Genomic DNA, 19,501 nt, shown 5'->3' on the forward strand with positions numbered 1-19,501 from the left:
ATGAAATAAAATAATAGATTAAATATAATGAGCATATTGATCTATTATTTTTTTTAATGTGTCTAAGATTAATTAATAATTTTACTTAATTTTAGTTATATTAATAATGATAGGTTAAATATATAGTAATTATTTAACTTGGACTAAATTTATTTTTATATTCTAGTTTGATTTAATTTTATTTTTAAAACATTCTAGTTTGATTTAAAGTTAAGACTTAAAAAACTAGAGAGTATCAATTAACTTATAGAAATTTAAAAAAAGCCCTACTTTATTTTACTTAATAGACAAAAAGTGGTATATTTAAAAGGGTTAATTTTGAAGAAAATATATTTAATAAGTTTAAAAAGAAATGGGGATGAATTCTGAAATGGGAAGATTAAAGAAAACAAGAATTGTAGCATGTGCTTTAGCATTTTCAATTTTTATGTCTCAAGTGACATATGTTAAAGCAACAGAAGTACCAGTAAATACAAGTAATAAAGTAGTATCAGATGATTTGAGGTTGCAGGATGATTTTTATAGTGTAACTAATAAAAATTGGCTAAATACTGCAAAGATTGCTGAAGGAAAAGTGTCTAATTCAACATTTGAAGAAGTTGGAAAGAGATTAACTGAACAAAAAAAAGAGATAATAAAAGAGTTATTAGCAAATGAAAAGAATTATTCAAAAGATAGTGATGAGAAGAAGATTATTAATTTATATAAAAATATGTTAAATACAGAAGCCAGAAATAAGCAAGGAATAGAACCTATAAAGGATATGTTAAATAAGATTAAAAATATTAAAACTTTAGCTGATATTACAACTCTTAGTAAAGAGGATATAGGAAATCCAATAGTAAATATTGGATGTAATGTTGATTTTAAAGATGCAACTAGATATGCAGCATATATTTATCCAACTGGTCTTAGCTTAGGAGATTCAGATGAATATGTAAAACCAAAAGAAAATACCCAAAAAAATAAAGGTTTAACAGAGAATTACTATAAAAAACTTTTGACTTTAGTTGGATATACTCCTGAACAAGCAAAAGAAAAGGTTGATAATTTATTCAAATTCGAATATATGATAGCACCATCAATAAAAGGACAAGAGGAAAGTTCAAAGAATCCAAATGCAATAGATGAAATCTATAATGTTTATACATTAGATAAGCTTGATGATTTAGCACCAAATTTAAAAATAAGTACTCTTATGAAAGATTCAAAATTAGATAATGCTAATAAGATAATCTTAACAGATCCTAAATGGTTAAAGGCATTAAATGAGATTTATACTGAAGAGAATTTACCCCTTATTAAAGACTATATTGAAATTAATAATATAGCTGGAGTAGCAGGATTATTAGGAGATGATTTTCAACAAGCAGCAAAAGAATTTTCTAATGGATTTTTAGGAACAAAAGGTGAACTTCCTAAGGAAGAAAAGGCTATAAATGCAGTAAATGGTTTATTGGCAATGCCATTTGGTAAAATATATAGTGAAAAATATTTTTCAAATAAAACTAAAGAAAATGTTCAAAATATTACAGATGAAGTTATTAAAACTTATGAAAAGAGAATAAATAATTTAGATTGGATGAGTGAAGAAACTAAAAAAAGAGCAATTGATAAGTTGAATAAGATAGGCGTTCAAATTGGATGTCCAGAAAAATGGGATGATTATTCTAAATTAGAGATAAGATCTTATGAAGAAGGTGGATCTCTTTGGGAAAACATGGAGAATATAGGAGAGTTTTTTAAAGAAAAACAAATAAGCAAATTAAATGAACGTATAGATCAAACAGAATTTAACTGTCCACCACAAACATTAAATGCATTTTATAATCCAACTAAAAACACAATTACAGTTCCAGCAGGAATTCTTCAAAAAGGATTTTATGATGAAAATGCTTCAAAAGAACGTAATTTAGGTGCAATTGGAGCTATTATAGGTCATGAAATTAGTCATGCTTTTGATAATAATGGAGCTAAATTTGATGCAGATGGAAATTTAAATAGCTGGTGGACTGAAGAAGATTATAAAAAGTTTGAAGAGAAAACTAATAAGGTTAGAAATTTTTATAATAATGTAAAATTTGATAATGGTAAGAATGTAAATGGAGATACTACTGTAGGAGAAAACATAGCCGATATAGGAGGAATAGCTTGTGCATTAGATATATTAGATAAAATGCCAAATGCTAATTACAAAGAATTCTTTGAAAGTAATGCTACTGTATGGCGTGAAATAAATACAAAAGAATATAATGAACTTAGACTTCAAAGAGATGAACATTCACCTAATAAAGTAAGAGCTAACGTAGTTTTAGCACAGTTTGATAAATTTTATGAAACATATGGAATTAAAGAAAATGATAAAATGTATATAAAACCAGAAGATAGATTACAAATTTGGTAAAGGATTATTTTATTTATTAGATTATTTCATATGCATTATTGAATAATTTTTATTTCAATATATATTTAGGTACAAATTACTCTAGAAGAAACTTATAAGATAAGGTGGGTTAAAAAAGCAAATGATTTAAATAATATTTAAGTCATTTGTTTTTTTATAAATAAACATATCCATTAAGAGTAAATTTTTACAAAAAAAGACCGATAAAATAAAGGTGACTTAAGACTAGCTTTTTCTAAGACTATCTAATTACCAACTAGTCTGGAAAATATGTAGATTAAATTAAAAAATGGAGTGAGTATTAATGTTTGGTAAATTCTTTGGTAAGAAGAAAAAGAGAGAACTTAAAAGTGGAACTATAGAGAAAGATATTTCTTATATTATGGCAGTTCCTAAAAATGCAGAAGAAATAGAAGAGCCAGAAGTATATATAGAGCGTTTAAAAAATTCAACTTTGTTTAACCTTATAGGAGTTAAAGTAGAAAAAAATATTATTGTACAAATAGAGTATAAAGAGGAAATTTATGATATTGAATTAATTCCAGAAGAATTTGAGATGTCTGAGATGTTTATAATTAATCATAATTTTACAGAGGAAAATTATGATGCAATGCTGAAAGCAGATTTTGGATTAACAGCAGCTATGAAATTTAAAAAATCTAATATAGATTCTTATCATCTTCAACTTAAAGTTTTATATTCTATGTTACCTGATATGATTGGATTAGTGGATTTCTCTACAGAAAAAATAATTTCAAGTGTTTGGTTAAAGTTAGCAGTTGAATCAGACATTCCACCATCACCAGATTATCTTTATTCTGTACAAGCTATATCAGATGATTATGAAACTGTATGGCTCCATACTCATGGCCTTAATCGCTGTGGTTCAATTGAATTTGAAATATTAAATTCTAATAAGAATACATATAAAAATCATTTTAGTATATTACAAACAATTGCTAAAAGAGTAATTTCAAATGGTAGGATTGCAGATGAAGAAGAGGCTTTTTTAATTGGTTATCTTAATAATAGGCAACCAGTAATAGGAACATGGATTTCATGGACATTAGCTACAACATTTTATGATAATAATATAGTTGGTTCTATGAAGGATAGAATAGGAGAATTTAATGAACACAATAAAGATACAGGAGTAATTTATTTATATTTATCTCCAAAAGATTGTGATAATAAGAAATTTCATCATGTCTCTTGTATAGACAAGTATCTTTCTGATAATCCAATTGTGATGATTACAACTGAGGAAACAATTCGTATGAGTAAATTAGCAAAAGAAAGGTTAAATTACTTTAAAGAAGCAATTAAAAACCCTGATATACGTGGAATTATGAAATTTGGATTATTAGTTGATGAAGAATATAGAGAGAAGGATAGAGTAACAACTGGAGAAGAGAGAGAACATATTTGGTTTGAAGTAGAAGAAATAGATGATCCTAAAATTATAAAAGGACTTCTTGCTCAAGAGCCTTATTATATTAGTAACTTAACTGTTAATAGTGAAGTTCAATTAAATTTAGATGATTTAACAGATTGGATTCTTTATACACCTAATGGTGAGATAACACCAGATAGTGTTTATTTACTAGAACAATAATATAATAATTCAAATACCCCTGGGGTACCCCAGGGGTATTTGAATTTTAAAAAATAAAAAAATTAATTTATTTTTTTAAAAAAGGACCCTAAATAAAAAAAAGTACTGTATTGTATAACAGAGAGTTTAATGGAATTAAAAACCACAAATAGAAAAAATAATAACAATATATAATATGTTTGAAATTAAACAACATTATACCAAAATATAGATTGACATGGACAAGTATTTTGATATAATGATAAAAGTAGGTTTTTAATGAAAAAAAACCCAGTAAAATAAATGTAATATTGTAAATAATATTTAGGATAGATAATATCTAACTTTACAATAATATGTAGTAATGGTATAATTTATCGTGAATTAGAAAAATTAGGAGGGAAAGAAAATTATGTTTAAAAGAGCAAACAAAATGACAGCTTTATTAGTAGCTGCTGCTGCTGTAGTTTCATTAGTTCCAGCAACAGGAGTTAATGCTGCAGATACTAAAAGAATAGAATCTAAGGATGGTAAAATTTATCATGCAGTAGCATACAAAGATGGTAAATTCTACGTTGATGGAGAAGTAGATGGTAAAGATGAAGCAGCTTACTTCTATGAAGATGGAAAAGCTAAACCTTTAGAAGAAATTGATTCAAATTCAATAGCTAAAGCTTATGGAGACAAATATGTCGATATTGAAGATGGAGATTACTACGTTGATTTAACAAACGGTAAAGTAAAAGACGACAATATTAAAGAAGAACTTGCAGATGAAGCTGGATCAGCTTTAAGAAAAACTCTTAAAGATGATACAGATGATAGATATGATGAAGAAAATGCTAAAGAATCTAGAGATAAAGATGATTTATATGTAGTTTCAGGAAATAAGTTTGGTGAATCTTGGTACTATACTGAAGTAAAAGCAGCGTCAGGTTGTACATCTAATGATAAAGCAACAAATTTCAATGTATTTACAGATGCAAAAGGACATTACATTGATGCTGATTATAACTTAGGAAAAATCAAAGTTAAAGTTAATAATGGAACTACTACTTGTTCAGCAGTTAACATAGAAAATACAGATAAAGAATATGAAGGAAATGCTAAGAAAGATTTAACAGCATCAATTAGACAAAAAGCTGTATTAGGACAAGATGACAAAAACATCTATAGATATGCTATATTAACTTTAGAAGTTAAAGATGATGAAAGAAAAGAAAATGATAAAAAAGCACAAAAAATAGTTGAAGTTAATGGTAAAAAGCTTCCAGCTGAATTGGTTTCTAATAAAGTTGAATTACCAGTTATCCAAAAAATATCTAAAGAACAAGCTTCAGGAGATATTGATGGAGCTAAATATGCTAAAACAGTTTCTACTTATGTAGTAAGTAGTGATGATGCAGATATTGCAAAAAATGATGACAAGCATAATGATGATTATGATAAAATCTTAAAGTTATTAGATGATGTAGCTGATATTAAAGATGATGAATCAAATAATAAATCAGATAATAAAGCACATGCAACTATATCTAATGGAAAGTTAGTTGTTTATAAAGGTCAAGCAGAAAACGAAGTAGTAGCACAAACAGCTACATTAAAGACAAAAGCTGGATGGTACTACACTGATTGTGAAGGAGACTCTACAGAAGATGTTGACCACACTAAAGATAGTGGATATGCATTAGATGTTGACGTTGAAGGAAACCTTTGGAGACTTGATGGTGGATTCCTTTATAAATGGGATAATAAAGATGATTGGGATAAAGTTTACAAAGTAGACGGATCAATGGATCAATTATCAGTTTATAATAAAGATAATATAGCTACTTGGAATGAAGATGATGAAGTTTATTCATTAATCGGAAATAAAGAAAAAGAAGAAGAAACAGAAAAACCAGCTGAAACAACTAAAGGATGGGCACAAGCTACAGATGGAACTTGGACTTATGTTAATGAAAATGGAACTAAAGCTACTGGTTGGTTAAACTTAAATGGAACTTGGTATTACTTAGATCCAGCAACTGGTGTTATGAAGACTGGTTGGGTAAATGCTGGTGGAACTTGGTACTACACTAACGCTTCAGGTGCTATGCAAACTGGATGGGTTAATCCAAATGGTACTTGGTACTTCTTAAATGCTTCAGGTGCTATGCAAACTGGATGGGTACAAGATAACAGCGGAAACTGGTACTACTGTGATGCATCAGGTGCTATGCAAGCTAACACAACTGTTGATGGTTACACTTTAGGAGCTAACGGAGCTTGGATCAGATAGTCTGATAAAAGTTAAATAGCATAATAATTGTAATGTACTGTTAGTACAATCAGCAATTGATTAGGAGACTCCCTTAATCGGGGGGTCTCTTTTTTATAGATAACATTATAAATTTGTTATAATTTGTCCGCTTAAGTAGATTGTAATTAGTCTATTTAGGTGGATTTTTTATGTCTTATATGAAAATATTTTACATTAATGTTATAATTATATAAGAAGTACATGCACCAAATTATACCCCTGGGGTACCCCAGGGGTAAATGGAATTATAAAGGTAAATGTAATATATTGTACCATTATGGTATTGATGAAAAATCGTATGAAAAATTTATATTAAATGAAATTATGAGGGGGAAAATTGATGAAGAGAAATATGCATGCAAAGACAATAGCATTGGTTCTTGCAGCTATAACTGGAGTGCAAGCAACTGGAATTGCACAAAAATTTGAGGGAGTTAATACCAAGGCTTATGCAGAAGGTATTAATAATAATGATATAAAGGAAACAGGGCAAGTAACAACAATATGTTCTAAAAGTGAACAGTATGGAAATGCTGGTATAACGGTTCAGACTACAACACCTGGTTCTGTAATTATAACTGTGCCTAATAATTTTACTGATGATAATAAGACAGCATTAGAAAAATTAAAAGGAAGTGATCAATCAACATCTAATAAAGCTTATATAGGAATTCAATTCACTACACCACAAGTTACTACATCTCCAGGAGTTAGTATAAGTAAAATAAAAATTAATGATAAAATTTATGATTTATCTAAGGATAGTAAATTACCAAACAATGATGAGATAATTAATGGAAAGTATATTAAATATATAGAGGTAGCAACTAAAGATAGTAATAATAAGTGGATACCTAGTGGAGGAACATTATCTGATTGTAAATATGAATGGCTTAATAGTGATGGTAAAGTTGTTTTGGCTAAAACTTCATTAAAAACGGAAATTCAAAGAAATGCATCAGCAAAGGTATCAATTTCAGGAACTGAAAAAGTTGGAAAGACTTTAGAGGCTAATGTAACAGCTTATTTAAATGGCAAGATTACAACTCCAACTAAAATAGAATATCAATGGTATAGATCTAAGAAAAAAGATAGAGATTTTGATAGAATTTCTAGTGAAACTGATAGGGAATATAAGATAGCTAGCAGAGATGAAGATAAATATATAAAAGTAATTGCAAAAGTCACAGTAAATGGTGAGACAATAGAGGTTAATGATAGAACTGGTAGCATTGATGAAAGAAGTTCTCACAGATCTCATAGATCATCAGGCAGTGGTTCAGGAAGTACTGCTGATAGTGATGAAATTAAGGACGAGATTAAGGATGCAAAAGATGATGAAGCTTCTTATGATGTTTCTGATTATCCAAGAGTAGAAAAAGAAGTTTTTGAATATTTAAAGGATAAAGATGATAGGACTTTAGTACTTGAAGGAGATGACTATACTTGGACATTTAAAACGAAAGATATTAAAAATGTTTCTGATATGGATGGTAAATTGGATACAACAATTGAAACAACATCTCCAAATGAGTCAGAGATAAAGAAGGTTTTAAATGGTGCAGATGTTGTTAACTTATACTTTAAATATGATGGTAAATTACCAGGTAAGGCAAAGGTTAAAGTTGATATAGGATCAGAATATAATGATAAAAAAATGTATGTCTACTATTATAATAAGAACTCAAAATCTTTAGAATTGATAGATTCAAATGTTAAAGTAGATGATGATGATATAGAGTTTTCAATAAATAAAGTAGGCGATTATGTTTTAAGTGAAACACCACTTTTAGGTTCAGTAGCAACAATTTCTGGGAATGGATGGAATATGCTTAGTGATGGTAATTGGCAATATATTTCATCTGGAAATAAGGCTCTAGGATGGAACTTTATTGATGGTAGATGGTATTTCATGGATGCACTTGGAACAATGCAAAGAGGATGGGTTACTTCAAATGGTTCATGGTACTATTTAAATTATAGTGGAGATATGGCAACAGGATGGAAGCTTTTGGGTGATAAGTGGTATTACTTAAGAGATGATGGAAAAATGTTAACAGGTTGGGTAGATGATATGGGTACATGGTATTATATGTATTCAGATGGATCTATGGCAAGAAATACAACTGTTGATGGATATAAACTAGGCTCAAATGGAGCTTGGATAAGATAATCTAGAAGTGCAAAAAGAACAATTAATACTACAGATGCTAGAAAACGAGCTAAGTATTTCTAAAATTTTAATATGACCTTTACTAAATATTGTTAAACTCGTGCAAGCACTCAAACAGTAACAATATTCTTAACGTAAAACTCATATTAAAATTAAGAAATACTAAAGCACATTTTCTTGATGCATCATTTCGTATTAATTGTTCTTTTTTTATATAGATTATGATTGGAAAAATAATAGGTATATGAGGATGTTTTGTTAAACTCACCTAAAGGTTCAAACAGTGACAAATTTCACCCCAGAAATGATGAAACACTAAATCAAAATTTACAATGTATTACTACGCAAATATATCTACCATATTTAATTTAAACTATAGATTATCTTAGAAAGGTGATATATATAATAATGAAGCTATAAAATAAATATTAGTCCAATAATTTAGAGTTTAGTTAACATAATGATGAAAATACCCCTGGGGTACCCCAGGGGTATTTTTATCTATTTTACTTTTATTAAAGCTATATTATGGGATATAATATAATTGATAATATTATTGGGAAAAAATATATTGAATGTTAAGTGATAATGGGACGTTTTATATTTTTAAAACAAGGTATGCTTTAAATAAATATTGATATTTTAGTGTAAATAAATTTATAATTTTTACTAAGAAATTGTTATTCAGGAGTGTGTAGATATTAAGTAATTTACTCATTTTATATATGATATAAAGTTAAGTTCATGAATAAAAAAATATATATTCTAGTTTACATTTACACTAAAAATAATCATATATGTTGTAATATGATTTCTACAATCAAATTTTAAATTTAATTTTAAATTATCTTCAACAAGAGTGTTTAAACAAATGTAGATGTTAAATTGCAATATATATACGTATATATTGATTTAAAGTTTAAGATAAAGAAGAAAAGGGAGGATACATAATTATGTTGAAAACATCAAAAGTAAAAACTAAGTTAATTGGTTCATTCTTAATAGTGGCAATACTAGTTTGTATTGTAGGAATGATAGGTGGAATAGCACTTGAAAGAGTGTATAAAAACAGTGAAGAAATGTATACTATGAATTTTAAAAGTATTGATAAACTTTTAAATATAAGAAAAAATTTAGGTGAATTAAAAGGTGAAGTTTTAGTTATTTTGAATGAAAAAGATCCAGATAAAATTGTGGAGGCAGAAAAAAATATTAATAATGTAGTAGAACAGAATAATAAATATATAGAAGAGTATGATAAATTACCTTTTATAGAAGAGGAAAAAGAGTTTTGGACAAACTTTAAAGGTGACTTGTACAAGTATAGAAAAATAAGAAATAATATTATTGATGCAGTTAAAGTGAATGATTATGATACAGCTCAAAAAGAGTATAATAATATACAATCAGTTAAAGATAGCATGATGAATAATATTGATAAGGTTATAGATATTAATGAAAATAATGCTAAAGAGGTTAATGATAATACATATTCTATATATATTAAATGTAGTACTTTAATGAAAGTTTTAAGTGTAGTAGGTCTTGTAATTGCAATTTTAATAGGATATTTTATGTCAATAGGCATAGAAAGACCATTAAATAAAATAAAAGAATTTGCAGAACAATTAGCAAATTATGATTTTTCAAATCCAATTGCAGTTACAAGAAAAGATGAATTTGCACAAACAGGGATGGCTTTAAACAAAGCTCAAAAGAATGTAAGAGAATTAGTTAGAATAATTATGGATCAGTTACAAGAAATAAGTGCATCATCAGAACAACTTTCAGCTACAGTCCAGGAAATATCATCAAAAACAGAAGAAATTGATGAATCTATAAATAATATTGCTTCTGGAATACAAGAGTCAAGTGCAACAACAGAGGAATTAAGTGCATCAATTCAGGAAGTAGATTCAAGTATAAATATGTTATCATCAAAAGCTAGTACTGGGAGCAATAATTCAAATGAATTTAAAGAACATGCTATAAAAGTTAAAGATAATAGTCAAAAAGCAATAGAAGAAACAAGAAAAATATATGACGAAAAACAAAAGAATATGGAAAAGGCTATAGAAGATGGAAAGGTAGTAGATAGTATAAAAGTTATGGCAGATACTATATCAGGTATTGCTGAACAAACTAATTTACTAGCATTAAATGCAGCTATAGAGGCAGCAAGAGCAGGAGAACAAGGTAAAGGATTTGCCGTTGTAGCAGATGAAGTAAGGGCACTTGCAGAGCAATCATCAGAGGCAGTAGCAAGCATTAAAGAAACTATTATAAAGGTTCAAAATGCATTTAAAAGCAGTGTTGGTACAGGTAGTGATATATTAAAATTTATAGATACAAAAGTTTATGAACAATTTGACGCTTATGGACAAACTGGTAATGAGTACTACAATGCTTCAAGCTTTGTAAGTCAAATGTCAGATGAAATTGCATCTATGTCAGAAGAAATTACAGCAACTGTTGGACAAGTTAGTGGAGCAATTCAAAACATGGCTGAAACAGCTCAAAAATCTAGTGAAGAAGTTATTTCAGTAAAAGATGGAGTGCATGATACAGCAAAATCAGTAGAACAATTAGCAATAACAGCACAACATCAAGCAGAATTAGCACAAAAAATAAATGAAATGGTTCAAAAATTTAGAGTTTAGTTAACATAATGATAAAAATACCCCTGGGGTACCCCAGGGGTATAATTTATTTTATTTTCTTTAATTGGAATACATAACCTTTAGCAATAGTATAAACTTTACCATTTTTATCGAATAATACATATACTTTTGTATTAGAATTTTTGTTCTTATATATTGTTATATAATCAACTGAATCACCTTTTATACCTATGTTTTCAAAAGTCTCATTCCAAGTATCTTTAAAATCAGATGCACTTAAAGTCTCTGCTTTAAATACAGGTTCATCAAAAGAATAAATAGATGCCTTTATATTATCTTCTTTTATAGTAACATCTTCACCAACAACTATAGAAATCTTTGATTTTAGACTTTCATCTGCATCTATATTTGATGGTATATATCTTGCAATTTTCCAAGTACCAAATACTTTTTTATAGCTTACAGAATCATCCTTATCTTTATCCTTGTCTTTATCTTTAGAGGAACTTCCAGAACCACCACCAGATCCGCCAGAACCACCTGATCCACCAGCAGAGCTTGTACTAGAATTATTAGTATTTGAATCAGTAGATGATGCATTGTTTGAATTTGTATTAGTTGAATTTTCATTTGAAGTTATTTTTTCACCATTAGCTCCAAATGTATAAGTTTGACCATTAACTGTAACATTACCAGTTTGCATTACTCCACTATCATTTAAATAATAAGTTTTATTATTTATTTCAACTAATCCCTTTTGCATAACACCAATAGAGTTTGCATAATACCAAGTACCATTGTCATTTATCCAACCTGTTTGCATTGGTCCAGTAGGATTTAAATAATACCAAGTACCGTTGTCATTTAACCAACCAGTCTTCATTGCACCTGATGTTTGAGAATAATACCAAGTACCATTATCATTTATCCAACCTGTTTGCATAGAACCAGAAGCTCCCATGTAATACCAAGAACCGTTAGTGTTTACCCATCCAGTCTTCATTGCACCAGATTCATCTAAGTAGTACCATGAGCTTCCATCAAGAAACCAACCAGTTTTCATTGTTCCATTAGAATCAAAAAAATACCAATTATTATCAATTGAATTCCAACCTCTAGCTAATGAATTTTCATCATTTGTGTAATTCCAACTTCCATTACCTGCTTCTCTCCAAGCTGCTGAAGCTTGCTCAGAAAAAGTAGTTGTCATAGCCACTAATGTTACTAATGAAGCAGCTATTAACTTTTTTAGTTTTAAACTTTTCATTTTTAGACTCCTTTATTTAAAAAATTTTATGATGTATTTTAAGTAAATGTCTATATTGTAGTTATAATATGGACATATATTTAACACAAATTTATTACAATCAAGTCATTAATTAACATATAATTCCCAAAAAGTAAAATATTTATCATATTATAATTTACCATTATAATACCATAAATGTAAAGTGTGGATATTTACATCTAAATTCCCATAAATACCCCTGGGGTACCTCCGGGGTACCCCAGGGGTATTTATTATTTTATTTGATGTGTCTTATGTTGAAATATATCACAAAAAGTTGTAATATATTATAGTTGAGGTAAAAAAATGAAATGATAATTAAATTTTCAAATTTATTTATCAAAAAGACTATAGATATTATAAAAAATAAAAAAATATAAGGAATAACAAGGAAAATATATATAATATAACAAACAAAAAATATAAGAAATAATAAGGAAAAAATATATAATATAACAAAATATTAACATAAGTTATTATAAATGGTACAATATAACAAGAAATGTTTAAAATTACAATTGACAAGGAGAGAAGGAATGAGTGAACAAATTGTACAAAATGAAGAAATCATAAAAATTGAAGACATAGTAAATACACTAATCAAAAGGTGGAGAATGATAGTTTTAATAACAGTCATTGCAACATTATTATCAGGAATTATTAGTTTTTTTGTTATATCACCTAAATATGAGGCAAGCACTAAGGTATTCATAGGAAAAGAGAATACCCAAAATAAAGAATATAACAGTAGTGATGTTCAAATGTATCAAAAGTTATTAAAGACATATGCAGAAGTTATAACTACTAATGACTTAGTTGAATCAGCTATTAGTGGAAATATTAATATAAACATATCATCAGAAGATGTGCTTAAAAGTTTAACTGTTACTCCAAGAGCAGATACTCAAATTCTAGAGATTAAATATATAAGTAAAGACAAAGAATTATCTAAAAATATAGTAGATTCAATTACAACACAATTCATTAAATCATCAAAAGACCTTATACCAAATGGTAATGTAAAGATAATAGAAAGTGTAAAGATGCCAGATAAGGCAGTAAGTCCTAATAAAAAAATGAATATAGCAATAGCATTTTTACTTGGATTAATGGTTAGTGTTGGACTAGCTTTCTTATTAGAATTTATGAATAACACATTTAAAACTAAAGAGCAATTAGAACAAATAGTTGGATTACCTGTACTTGGTGCAATACCAGATGAGTTAAATTAAAGGGGGATAGGAAAAAAGTATGTTTAGTAGAAGAAAATTAGAAAAAGCAGTTCAAAATCAAGAATATAAAGGCTTTGTAGTTGAAAAGAAACCTAAATCTGTAGTTTCAGAATCTTACAGAACATTAAGAACAAATATACAATATTCCTCATTTGATAAGGAAATAAAAACTATAGTTGTAACAAGCTCTGAGGCAGCAGAAGGAAAATCAACTGTATCTGGAAATCTTGCTTTATCATTTGCACAAAATGAGAAGAAAGTAATCATTGTAGATTGTGATTTAAGAAAACCAGCCGTACATAAAAACTTTAAAGTATCAAACTTAGTAGGTCTTTCAGAAGTACTTATAGGTAAGGCAAATTTAGAAGAAACAATACAATCACGTAATGAAAATCTAGATATATTACCTTCAGGAAAAATACCACCAAATCCATCGGAAATGTTATCATCAAAGGCTATGAGTGAATTAATAGAAAAACTAAAAGAAAAATATGACATGGTGATTTTAGATAGTGCACCACTTCAAGCAGTGACAGATGCTCAAGTTTTATCAACAAAGGTAGATGGAACAATACTTGTTATAAGAGCTGAAAGAACAAAAATAGAAGCAGTATTAGAAGCAAAAAACCTTTTAACAAAAGTTGGAGCTAATATAATAGGAACAGTACTTCATGCAGTAGAAAACACTAAGGGTAAGTATTACTACTACTATGGAAATGCAGAGAACAATTCATAATGGACAATTGACAATGGACGATGGACGATGGACAATTGACGATTAAGGAATAAACCACTACGTGGTTTTAAAGGATTTGTTGTCAGTTCGATCTTATACTACAATATGAAAATTAACATTACCTATAGTTTAAAGGCGTGTTGATATTGTAGTATAAACAGAATTCTTAGCCTTCAGAAGAAGTTTATCTTTCAATGAAGGGTTAGAAGTCGTTATACCATCAAGGAGGAACAGGTCCAGGAGAGTGTAGCTGTTATGAAATTACAGATACTAGCTATCCAGATAAAGCTCATGGACAAAATTGAAACAGGAAACTCGACTCATATACATTTGCTGAGTAAGTTCGAATAATCAAATTTGAAATGCACTCTGTGAAAGTTCAAATAACCAAATATAAAATTTGGATTTTCACTTTTGGATTCTCACTTAATAACTCTCAAAATAAAGATTAGTCCAATTAATGCATACTTCTAATCAAAGATTGCTGACAAGCAATTAGGGAAATTTAAAGGTAAAAAAGGAGTAGTTATGATAGATATTCATTCACATATAATACCAGGGATTGATGATGGTTCTAAGAGTATGGAAATGACTTTAGATATGCTTAAAAATGCAGAAAAAGAAGGCACAACTGATATAATTGCTACTCCACACTATTTACTTGAATATGGAGAAGCAAATATAAATCAGGTTAAAGAACATGTAGCTAAAATTAATGAAGTAATAAAAACTAATAAATTAAATATAAATGTTTATAGTGGTCAAGAAGTTTACTTTACTGAAAATATAGTAAAAGATTATATGGAAGGAACTATTGGAACTTTAAATGACTCAAGATATATGCTTATAGAATTTTCAATGAGAAAGTTTGATGAAAATATATTTGATATAATTTATGAACTTCAAATCAGAGATATTGTACCAATCATAGCTCATCCAGAAAGATATAAAGAAATTATAGAAACCCCTTCTGTTATAAATAAATTCATCAATGAAGGATATTTATTTCAAGTAAATGCAGGAAGTTTAGAAGGCAAATTTGGAAATAAAGTTAAAAAAACTTCTGAAATTCTTATGGCAAATGGTATATATAGTTTTATGGGATCTGATGCACATAATAATACGAATAGATGCATAGGTTTAAAAAATGCATTAAATTTATTAGGGAAAAATCAAAATATAATTGAAGAAAATTTTAAAAATAATTCAATGAAAATATTATTAAATGAATCAGTTGAATTTTCAGGTGAAAAAATTAAAGAAAAGAAATCAATATTTTCATTTTTAAAAAGATAATTTGCTATAAATATGCTATAAAAATCTTATAAATATAATAATTTAGCTTATAAATATAATAACTTAATTAGAAGATATATATTTTACAATAATAAATTTTCAATACATTAAAGAACTGCATAATTTTTTGGTAAAGATTTAAAGTTTAAATGTATAGATATTGAATTTAAAGAAAAAGCTCATGGAAGAGCAAATAAAAAAATCTTAGTCTCAGATGGAACTGTTTTTTAGATTGAGGCTAGGATTTTATTCTTTTACAGATAACTTTTTTTTACATAAATACTATATATAATAAAATAGAACATAATAGAGTTAAATGTGTTAATAAATTATCAAAAAAGTTTCATAAAAATATTTAATTCAATAAAATTTTAAAAAATATTAACATAAAAAGAAATATGTGTTATTATATTGATATGAAAAAAAGGATATTATAGGCAAATATACTATAAAATATTATAATTTAAGCAAAAATATATAAATATAGGAAGTAACAAATCCATTTTTTGCCTGGTGGAAAATATCCATTGCAATTTTGGAATTGTTATTTATTTTTGTGTTTAAAATAGGAAATATTCATAATTTGTATATGTGTATATATGTACAAGCCTATAATTTGCTTGTCTTGATTTAATTAAAGGGGGGGATATGGTGCAACAATTAAATCTCGGGACAGAAGAAGTTTTGTTTAAAAAACAAATAAGAGAAGTTGGTGTAGGATATTGTTTTTTAAAGAGAACTATAGACATAGTTTGTTCCTTGCTAGGATTAATAGTATTAAGTCCACTACTATTAATAGTAGCTGCATGCATAAAACTAGAATCAAAAGGACCTATTATATTTAAACAAAAAAGAGTTGGTATAAATGGAATTATATTTGATATGTACAAGTTTAGGTCAATGGTTGTAAATGCAGAAGAGCTTAAAAAGAAGCTAAGGGACAGGAATGAAATGAGTGGTCCAATGTTTAAAATGAAAAATGACCCTAGAGTAACAAAGATTGGGAAGTTCATAAGAAAGACAAGTATTGATGAATTACCTCAATTATTAAATGTATTAAAAGGGGAAATGAGTTTAGTTGGGCCTAGACCATCACTTGAAAATGAAGTTGTTCATTTTGAAGATTGGATGAAAAAAAGATTCTATGTAAAACCGGGATTAACATGCTACTGGCAAGTTTCAGGAAGAAACGATATTGGATTCAAGGAATGGATGGCTTTGGATGTTAAATACGTAGAAGAAAGAAGCACATTAATTGACATAAAGTTGATATTTAAAACATTCTTTGTGTTGTTTGGTGATGAACATGCTAGTTAGGGGGATAAATAAATGAAAATAGTTGTTGCAGGAACAGGATACGTAGGGTTAGTTACTGGAGCGTGTCTTTCTGAAATGGGACATAATGTAACTTGTGTTGATATAGATGAAAGAAAAGTTCAAACAATGAAAAAGGGAATTTCCCCTATATATGAACCAGGATTAGATGAATTATTAAAAAGAAACTATAAGGAAAATAGATTAGATTTTACAACAGATTATGTAAGTGCATATAAAGATGCAGATTTAGTATTCATAGGGGTTGGTACTCCTGAAAGAGAAGACGGATCTGCTAATTTAGATTATGTATTTGGTGTATGCAAACAAATTGCTGACAATGTGGAAAATGATTGCTTAGTTGTAGTTAAATCAACAGTTCCAATAGGTACTAATGATAAAGTGGAAGAATTCTTAAAAGAAAATGTTAATAATGATGTACATATAGAAGTTGCATCAAATCCAGAATTCTTGGCACAAGGAACAGCAGTTAAAGATACTTTATTTGCTAAAAGAATAGTAATTGGGGTTGAATCTAAGAAAGCAGAAAATACTTTAAGAGAAGTATATGAAAGATTTAATCAACCAATAGTTGTTACAAATAGAAGAAGTGCGGAAATGATTAAATATGCTTCAAATGACTTTTTAGCTCTTAAGATTTCTTTTATGAATGAAATAGCTAACTTTTGTGAAATAGTTGGAGCGGATATTCAAGATGTAGCAAAAGGTATGAGTTATGACCCAAGAATAGGAAATAAATTCTTAAATGCAGGAATAGGATATGGAGGTTCTTGTTTCCCTAAGGATACTAAGGCACTTCACTGGCTTGCAAATGATAATGGATATGAACTTAAGACAATAAAAGCAACAATTGAAGTAAATCAAAATCAAAAATATAAATTATTTAGAGCAGCTAAACAAAGATTTGGAAGTTTAAAAGGATTAAAAGTTGCAGTACTTGGATTAACATTTAAACCAGGAACAGATGATTTAAGAGAAGCACCATCAATACCTAATGTAAGAAGATTACTAGATGAAGGTGCAGAAGTAGTAGCATATGATCCAGTAGGAGAAGAAAACTTTAAAAAGATATATCCAACAGAAATAGAGTATGTAAAATCTCCAGAAGAAGCATTAAAAGAAGCAGATTTAGTATTCATATTTACAGAATGGGATGAAATAAAATCTTTAGATCTAAATATATATAGTGAAGTTATGAATACTCCTATTATATATGATGGGAGAAATTGTTATGCAATTAATGATGTAAAAGAAAAAAGAATTGAGTACCATTCTATTGGAAGAAAAGCAATTTTTAATATAGAAGAAGCTAGAAGTGAAGTTGCAGCAACAAGAATGTAACAATTGAGGAGATTAAGTAATGAAACACGTTTTTATAATTGGGTCAAAAGGTATACCAGCTAAATATGGTGGGTTTGAGACATTTGTTGAGAAGCTAACAGAAGGACAAAAATGCAAAGAAATAAAATATCATGTTTCTTGTTTATCAGATAATGTTAAAGAATTTGAGCATAATGGAGCAAGATGTTTCGATATAAATGTACCTAATATAGGACCAGCTAAAGCTGTTTATTATGACGTAAGAGCATTACAAGAAAGTATTAGTTATATTAAGAAGAATAATATAAAAAATGCTATAGTATATGTTTTAGCTTGTAGGATTGGACCTTTCATTGGAAGATATAAGAATCAATTAAAAAAGCTAGGTGGAACACTATTAGTAAATCCTGATGGCCATGAATGGAAAAGAGCAAAATGGAATGCAGCAATAAGAAGGTATTGGAAGATATCAGAGAAACTTATGGTTAAACATGCTGATTTATTAGTTTGTGATTCTAAAAATATAGAGAAATATATAAAAGAAGATTATAAACAATATAATCCTAAAACAACATTTATAGCTTATGGAGCTGATACGGAAAAATCAAAATTAAATGATGAGGATAGTAAGTTATTAGATTGGTATAAAGAAAAAGGCGTTAAGAAAAAAGAATATTATCTTGTTGTTGGAAGATTTGTGCCAGAAAATAATTATGAAACCATGATATCTGAATTTATGAAATCAAAAACAGATAAGGATTTTATTTTAATCACGAATGTAGAAAAAAATAAGTTTTATGAAGAATTAAAACAAAGAACTGGTTTTGATAAAGATAAGAGAATTAAATTTGTTGGTACAGTATATGATCAAGAACTGTTAAAGAAAATTAGAGAAAATGCTTATGGTTATCTTCATGGCCATGAAGTTGGTGGAACCAATCCATCTCTTTTAGAAGCGTTAGCAACTACGGATTTAAATATATTACTTGATGTTGGATTTAATAGAGAAGTTGGAGAAAATGGAGCTTTGTATTTTACAAAGCAAGATGGAAATTTAGCAACATTAATTGATAATTTAGATGTTTATGATGAAGTTGCAGTTACTAGTTATGGAGAAAATGCTAAGCAAAGAATTCGTGAAGAGTATACTTGGAATAAAATAATTAATGATTATGAAAAAGTATTTGGTGAATATTAAGA

12 protein-coding genes are annotated in these 19,501 nt (G+C 28.0%); 11 read left to right on the plus strand and 1 reads right to left on the minus strand.

The features are described 5' to 3' along the window. Positions 1–370: 370 nt before the first annotated feature. The 5 genes from KYD98_RS09225 (at position 371) to KYD98_RS09245 (ending at position 11,133) form a co-directional block, all read left to right on the plus strand. The gene (locus KYD98_RS09225; RefSeq protein WP_219779456.1) at positions 371–2,404 is read left to right on the plus strand and encodes a M13 family metallopeptidase; all 2,034 of its coding nucleotides are present in this window, start codon (positions 371–373) and stop codon (positions 2,402–2,404) included. A gap of 304 nt (positions 2,405–2,708) precedes the next feature. Beyond that, positions 2,709–4,019 carry a DUF4026 domain-containing protein gene (locus KYD98_RS09230; protein ID WP_219779458.1) on the plus strand — a complete coding sequence of 437 codons (1,311 nt, stop codon included), beginning with the start codon at positions 2,709–2,711 and terminating at the stop codon, positions 4,017–4,019. Between the two features lie 391 nt (positions 4,020–4,410). Next, complete coding sequence (locus tag KYD98_RS09235; RefSeq protein ID WP_219779460.1) at positions 4,411–6,279, plus strand: N-acetylmuramoyl-L-alanine amidase family protein; 1,869 nt, start codon at positions 4,411–4,413, stop codon at positions 6,277–6,279. Positions 6,280–6,640: 361 nt separating this feature from the next. Further along, complete coding sequence (locus KYD98_RS09240) at positions 6,641–8,473, plus strand: N-acetylmuramoyl-L-alanine amidase family protein (protein WP_219779462.1); 1,833 nt, start codon at positions 6,641–6,643, stop codon at positions 8,471–8,473. Positions 8,474–9,426: 953 nt separating this feature from the next. Continuing rightward, positions 9,427–11,133, plus strand: coding sequence for a methyl-accepting chemotaxis protein (locus tag KYD98_RS09245; protein ID WP_219779464.1), 1,707 nt, complete (start codon positions 9,427–9,429; stop codon positions 11,131–11,133). Between the two features lie 46 nt (positions 11,134–11,179). On the opposite strand, the gene KYD98_RS09250 is transcribed toward KYD98_RS09245, so the two are convergent. Continuing rightward, positions 11,180–12,361, minus strand: coding sequence for a cell wall-binding repeat-containing protein (locus tag KYD98_RS09250; protein ID WP_219779465.1), 1,182 nt, complete (start codon positions 12,359–12,361; stop codon positions 11,180–11,182). A 557-nt stretch (positions 12,362–12,918) separates the two neighbouring features. Between KYD98_RS09250 and KYD98_RS09255 the strand changes: the two genes are divergently transcribed. The 6 genes from KYD98_RS09255 to cps2T all read left to right on the plus strand — a co-directional run bounded on the left by KYD98_RS09255 (position 12,919) and on the right by cps2T (position 19,499). Further along, entirely contained in the window at positions 12,919–13,614 is a 696-nt protein-coding gene (locus KYD98_RS09255) for a YveK family protein (protein ID WP_219779467.1), read from the plus strand. Between the two features lie 19 nt (positions 13,615–13,633). Beyond that, on the plus strand, positions 13,634–14,350 hold the full coding sequence (locus KYD98_RS09260) for a CpsD/CapB family tyrosine-protein kinase (RefSeq protein WP_219779469.1): 717 nt from the start codon (positions 13,634–13,636) through the stop codon (positions 14,348–14,350). 528 nt (positions 14,351–14,878) lie between these two features. Next, a complete protein-coding gene (locus tag KYD98_RS09265) occupies positions 14,879–15,646 on the plus strand; it encodes a tyrosine-protein phosphatase (protein WP_219779471.1) in 768 nt (255 codons plus the stop codon). A gap of 651 nt (positions 15,647–16,297) precedes the next feature. Next, on the plus strand, positions 16,298–16,963 hold the full coding sequence (locus tag KYD98_RS09270; RefSeq protein WP_308462451.1) for a sugar transferase: 666 nt from the start codon (positions 16,298–16,300) through the stop codon (positions 16,961–16,963). Between the two features lie 12 nt (positions 16,964–16,975). Continuing rightward, complete coding sequence (locus KYD98_RS09275) at positions 16,976–18,322, plus strand: UDP-glucose dehydrogenase family protein (protein WP_219779475.1); 1,347 nt, start codon at positions 16,976–16,978, stop codon at positions 18,320–18,322. Positions 18,323–18,341: 19 nt separating this feature from the next. Further along, positions 18,342–19,499 (plus strand): beta 1-4 rhamnosyltransferase Cps2T, encoded by a 1,158-nt coding sequence (gene cps2T, locus KYD98_RS09280; protein WP_219779477.1) that lies wholly within the window; start codon positions 18,342–18,344, stop codon positions 19,497–19,499. Positions 19,500–19,501: the final 2 nt, after the last annotated feature.

It is taken from the genome of Clostridium weizhouense, from assembly GCF_019431045.1.
In the GTDB taxonomy this organism is placed as follows: domain Bacteria; phylum Bacillota; class Clostridia; order Clostridiales; family Clostridiaceae; genus Clostridium; species Clostridium weizhouense.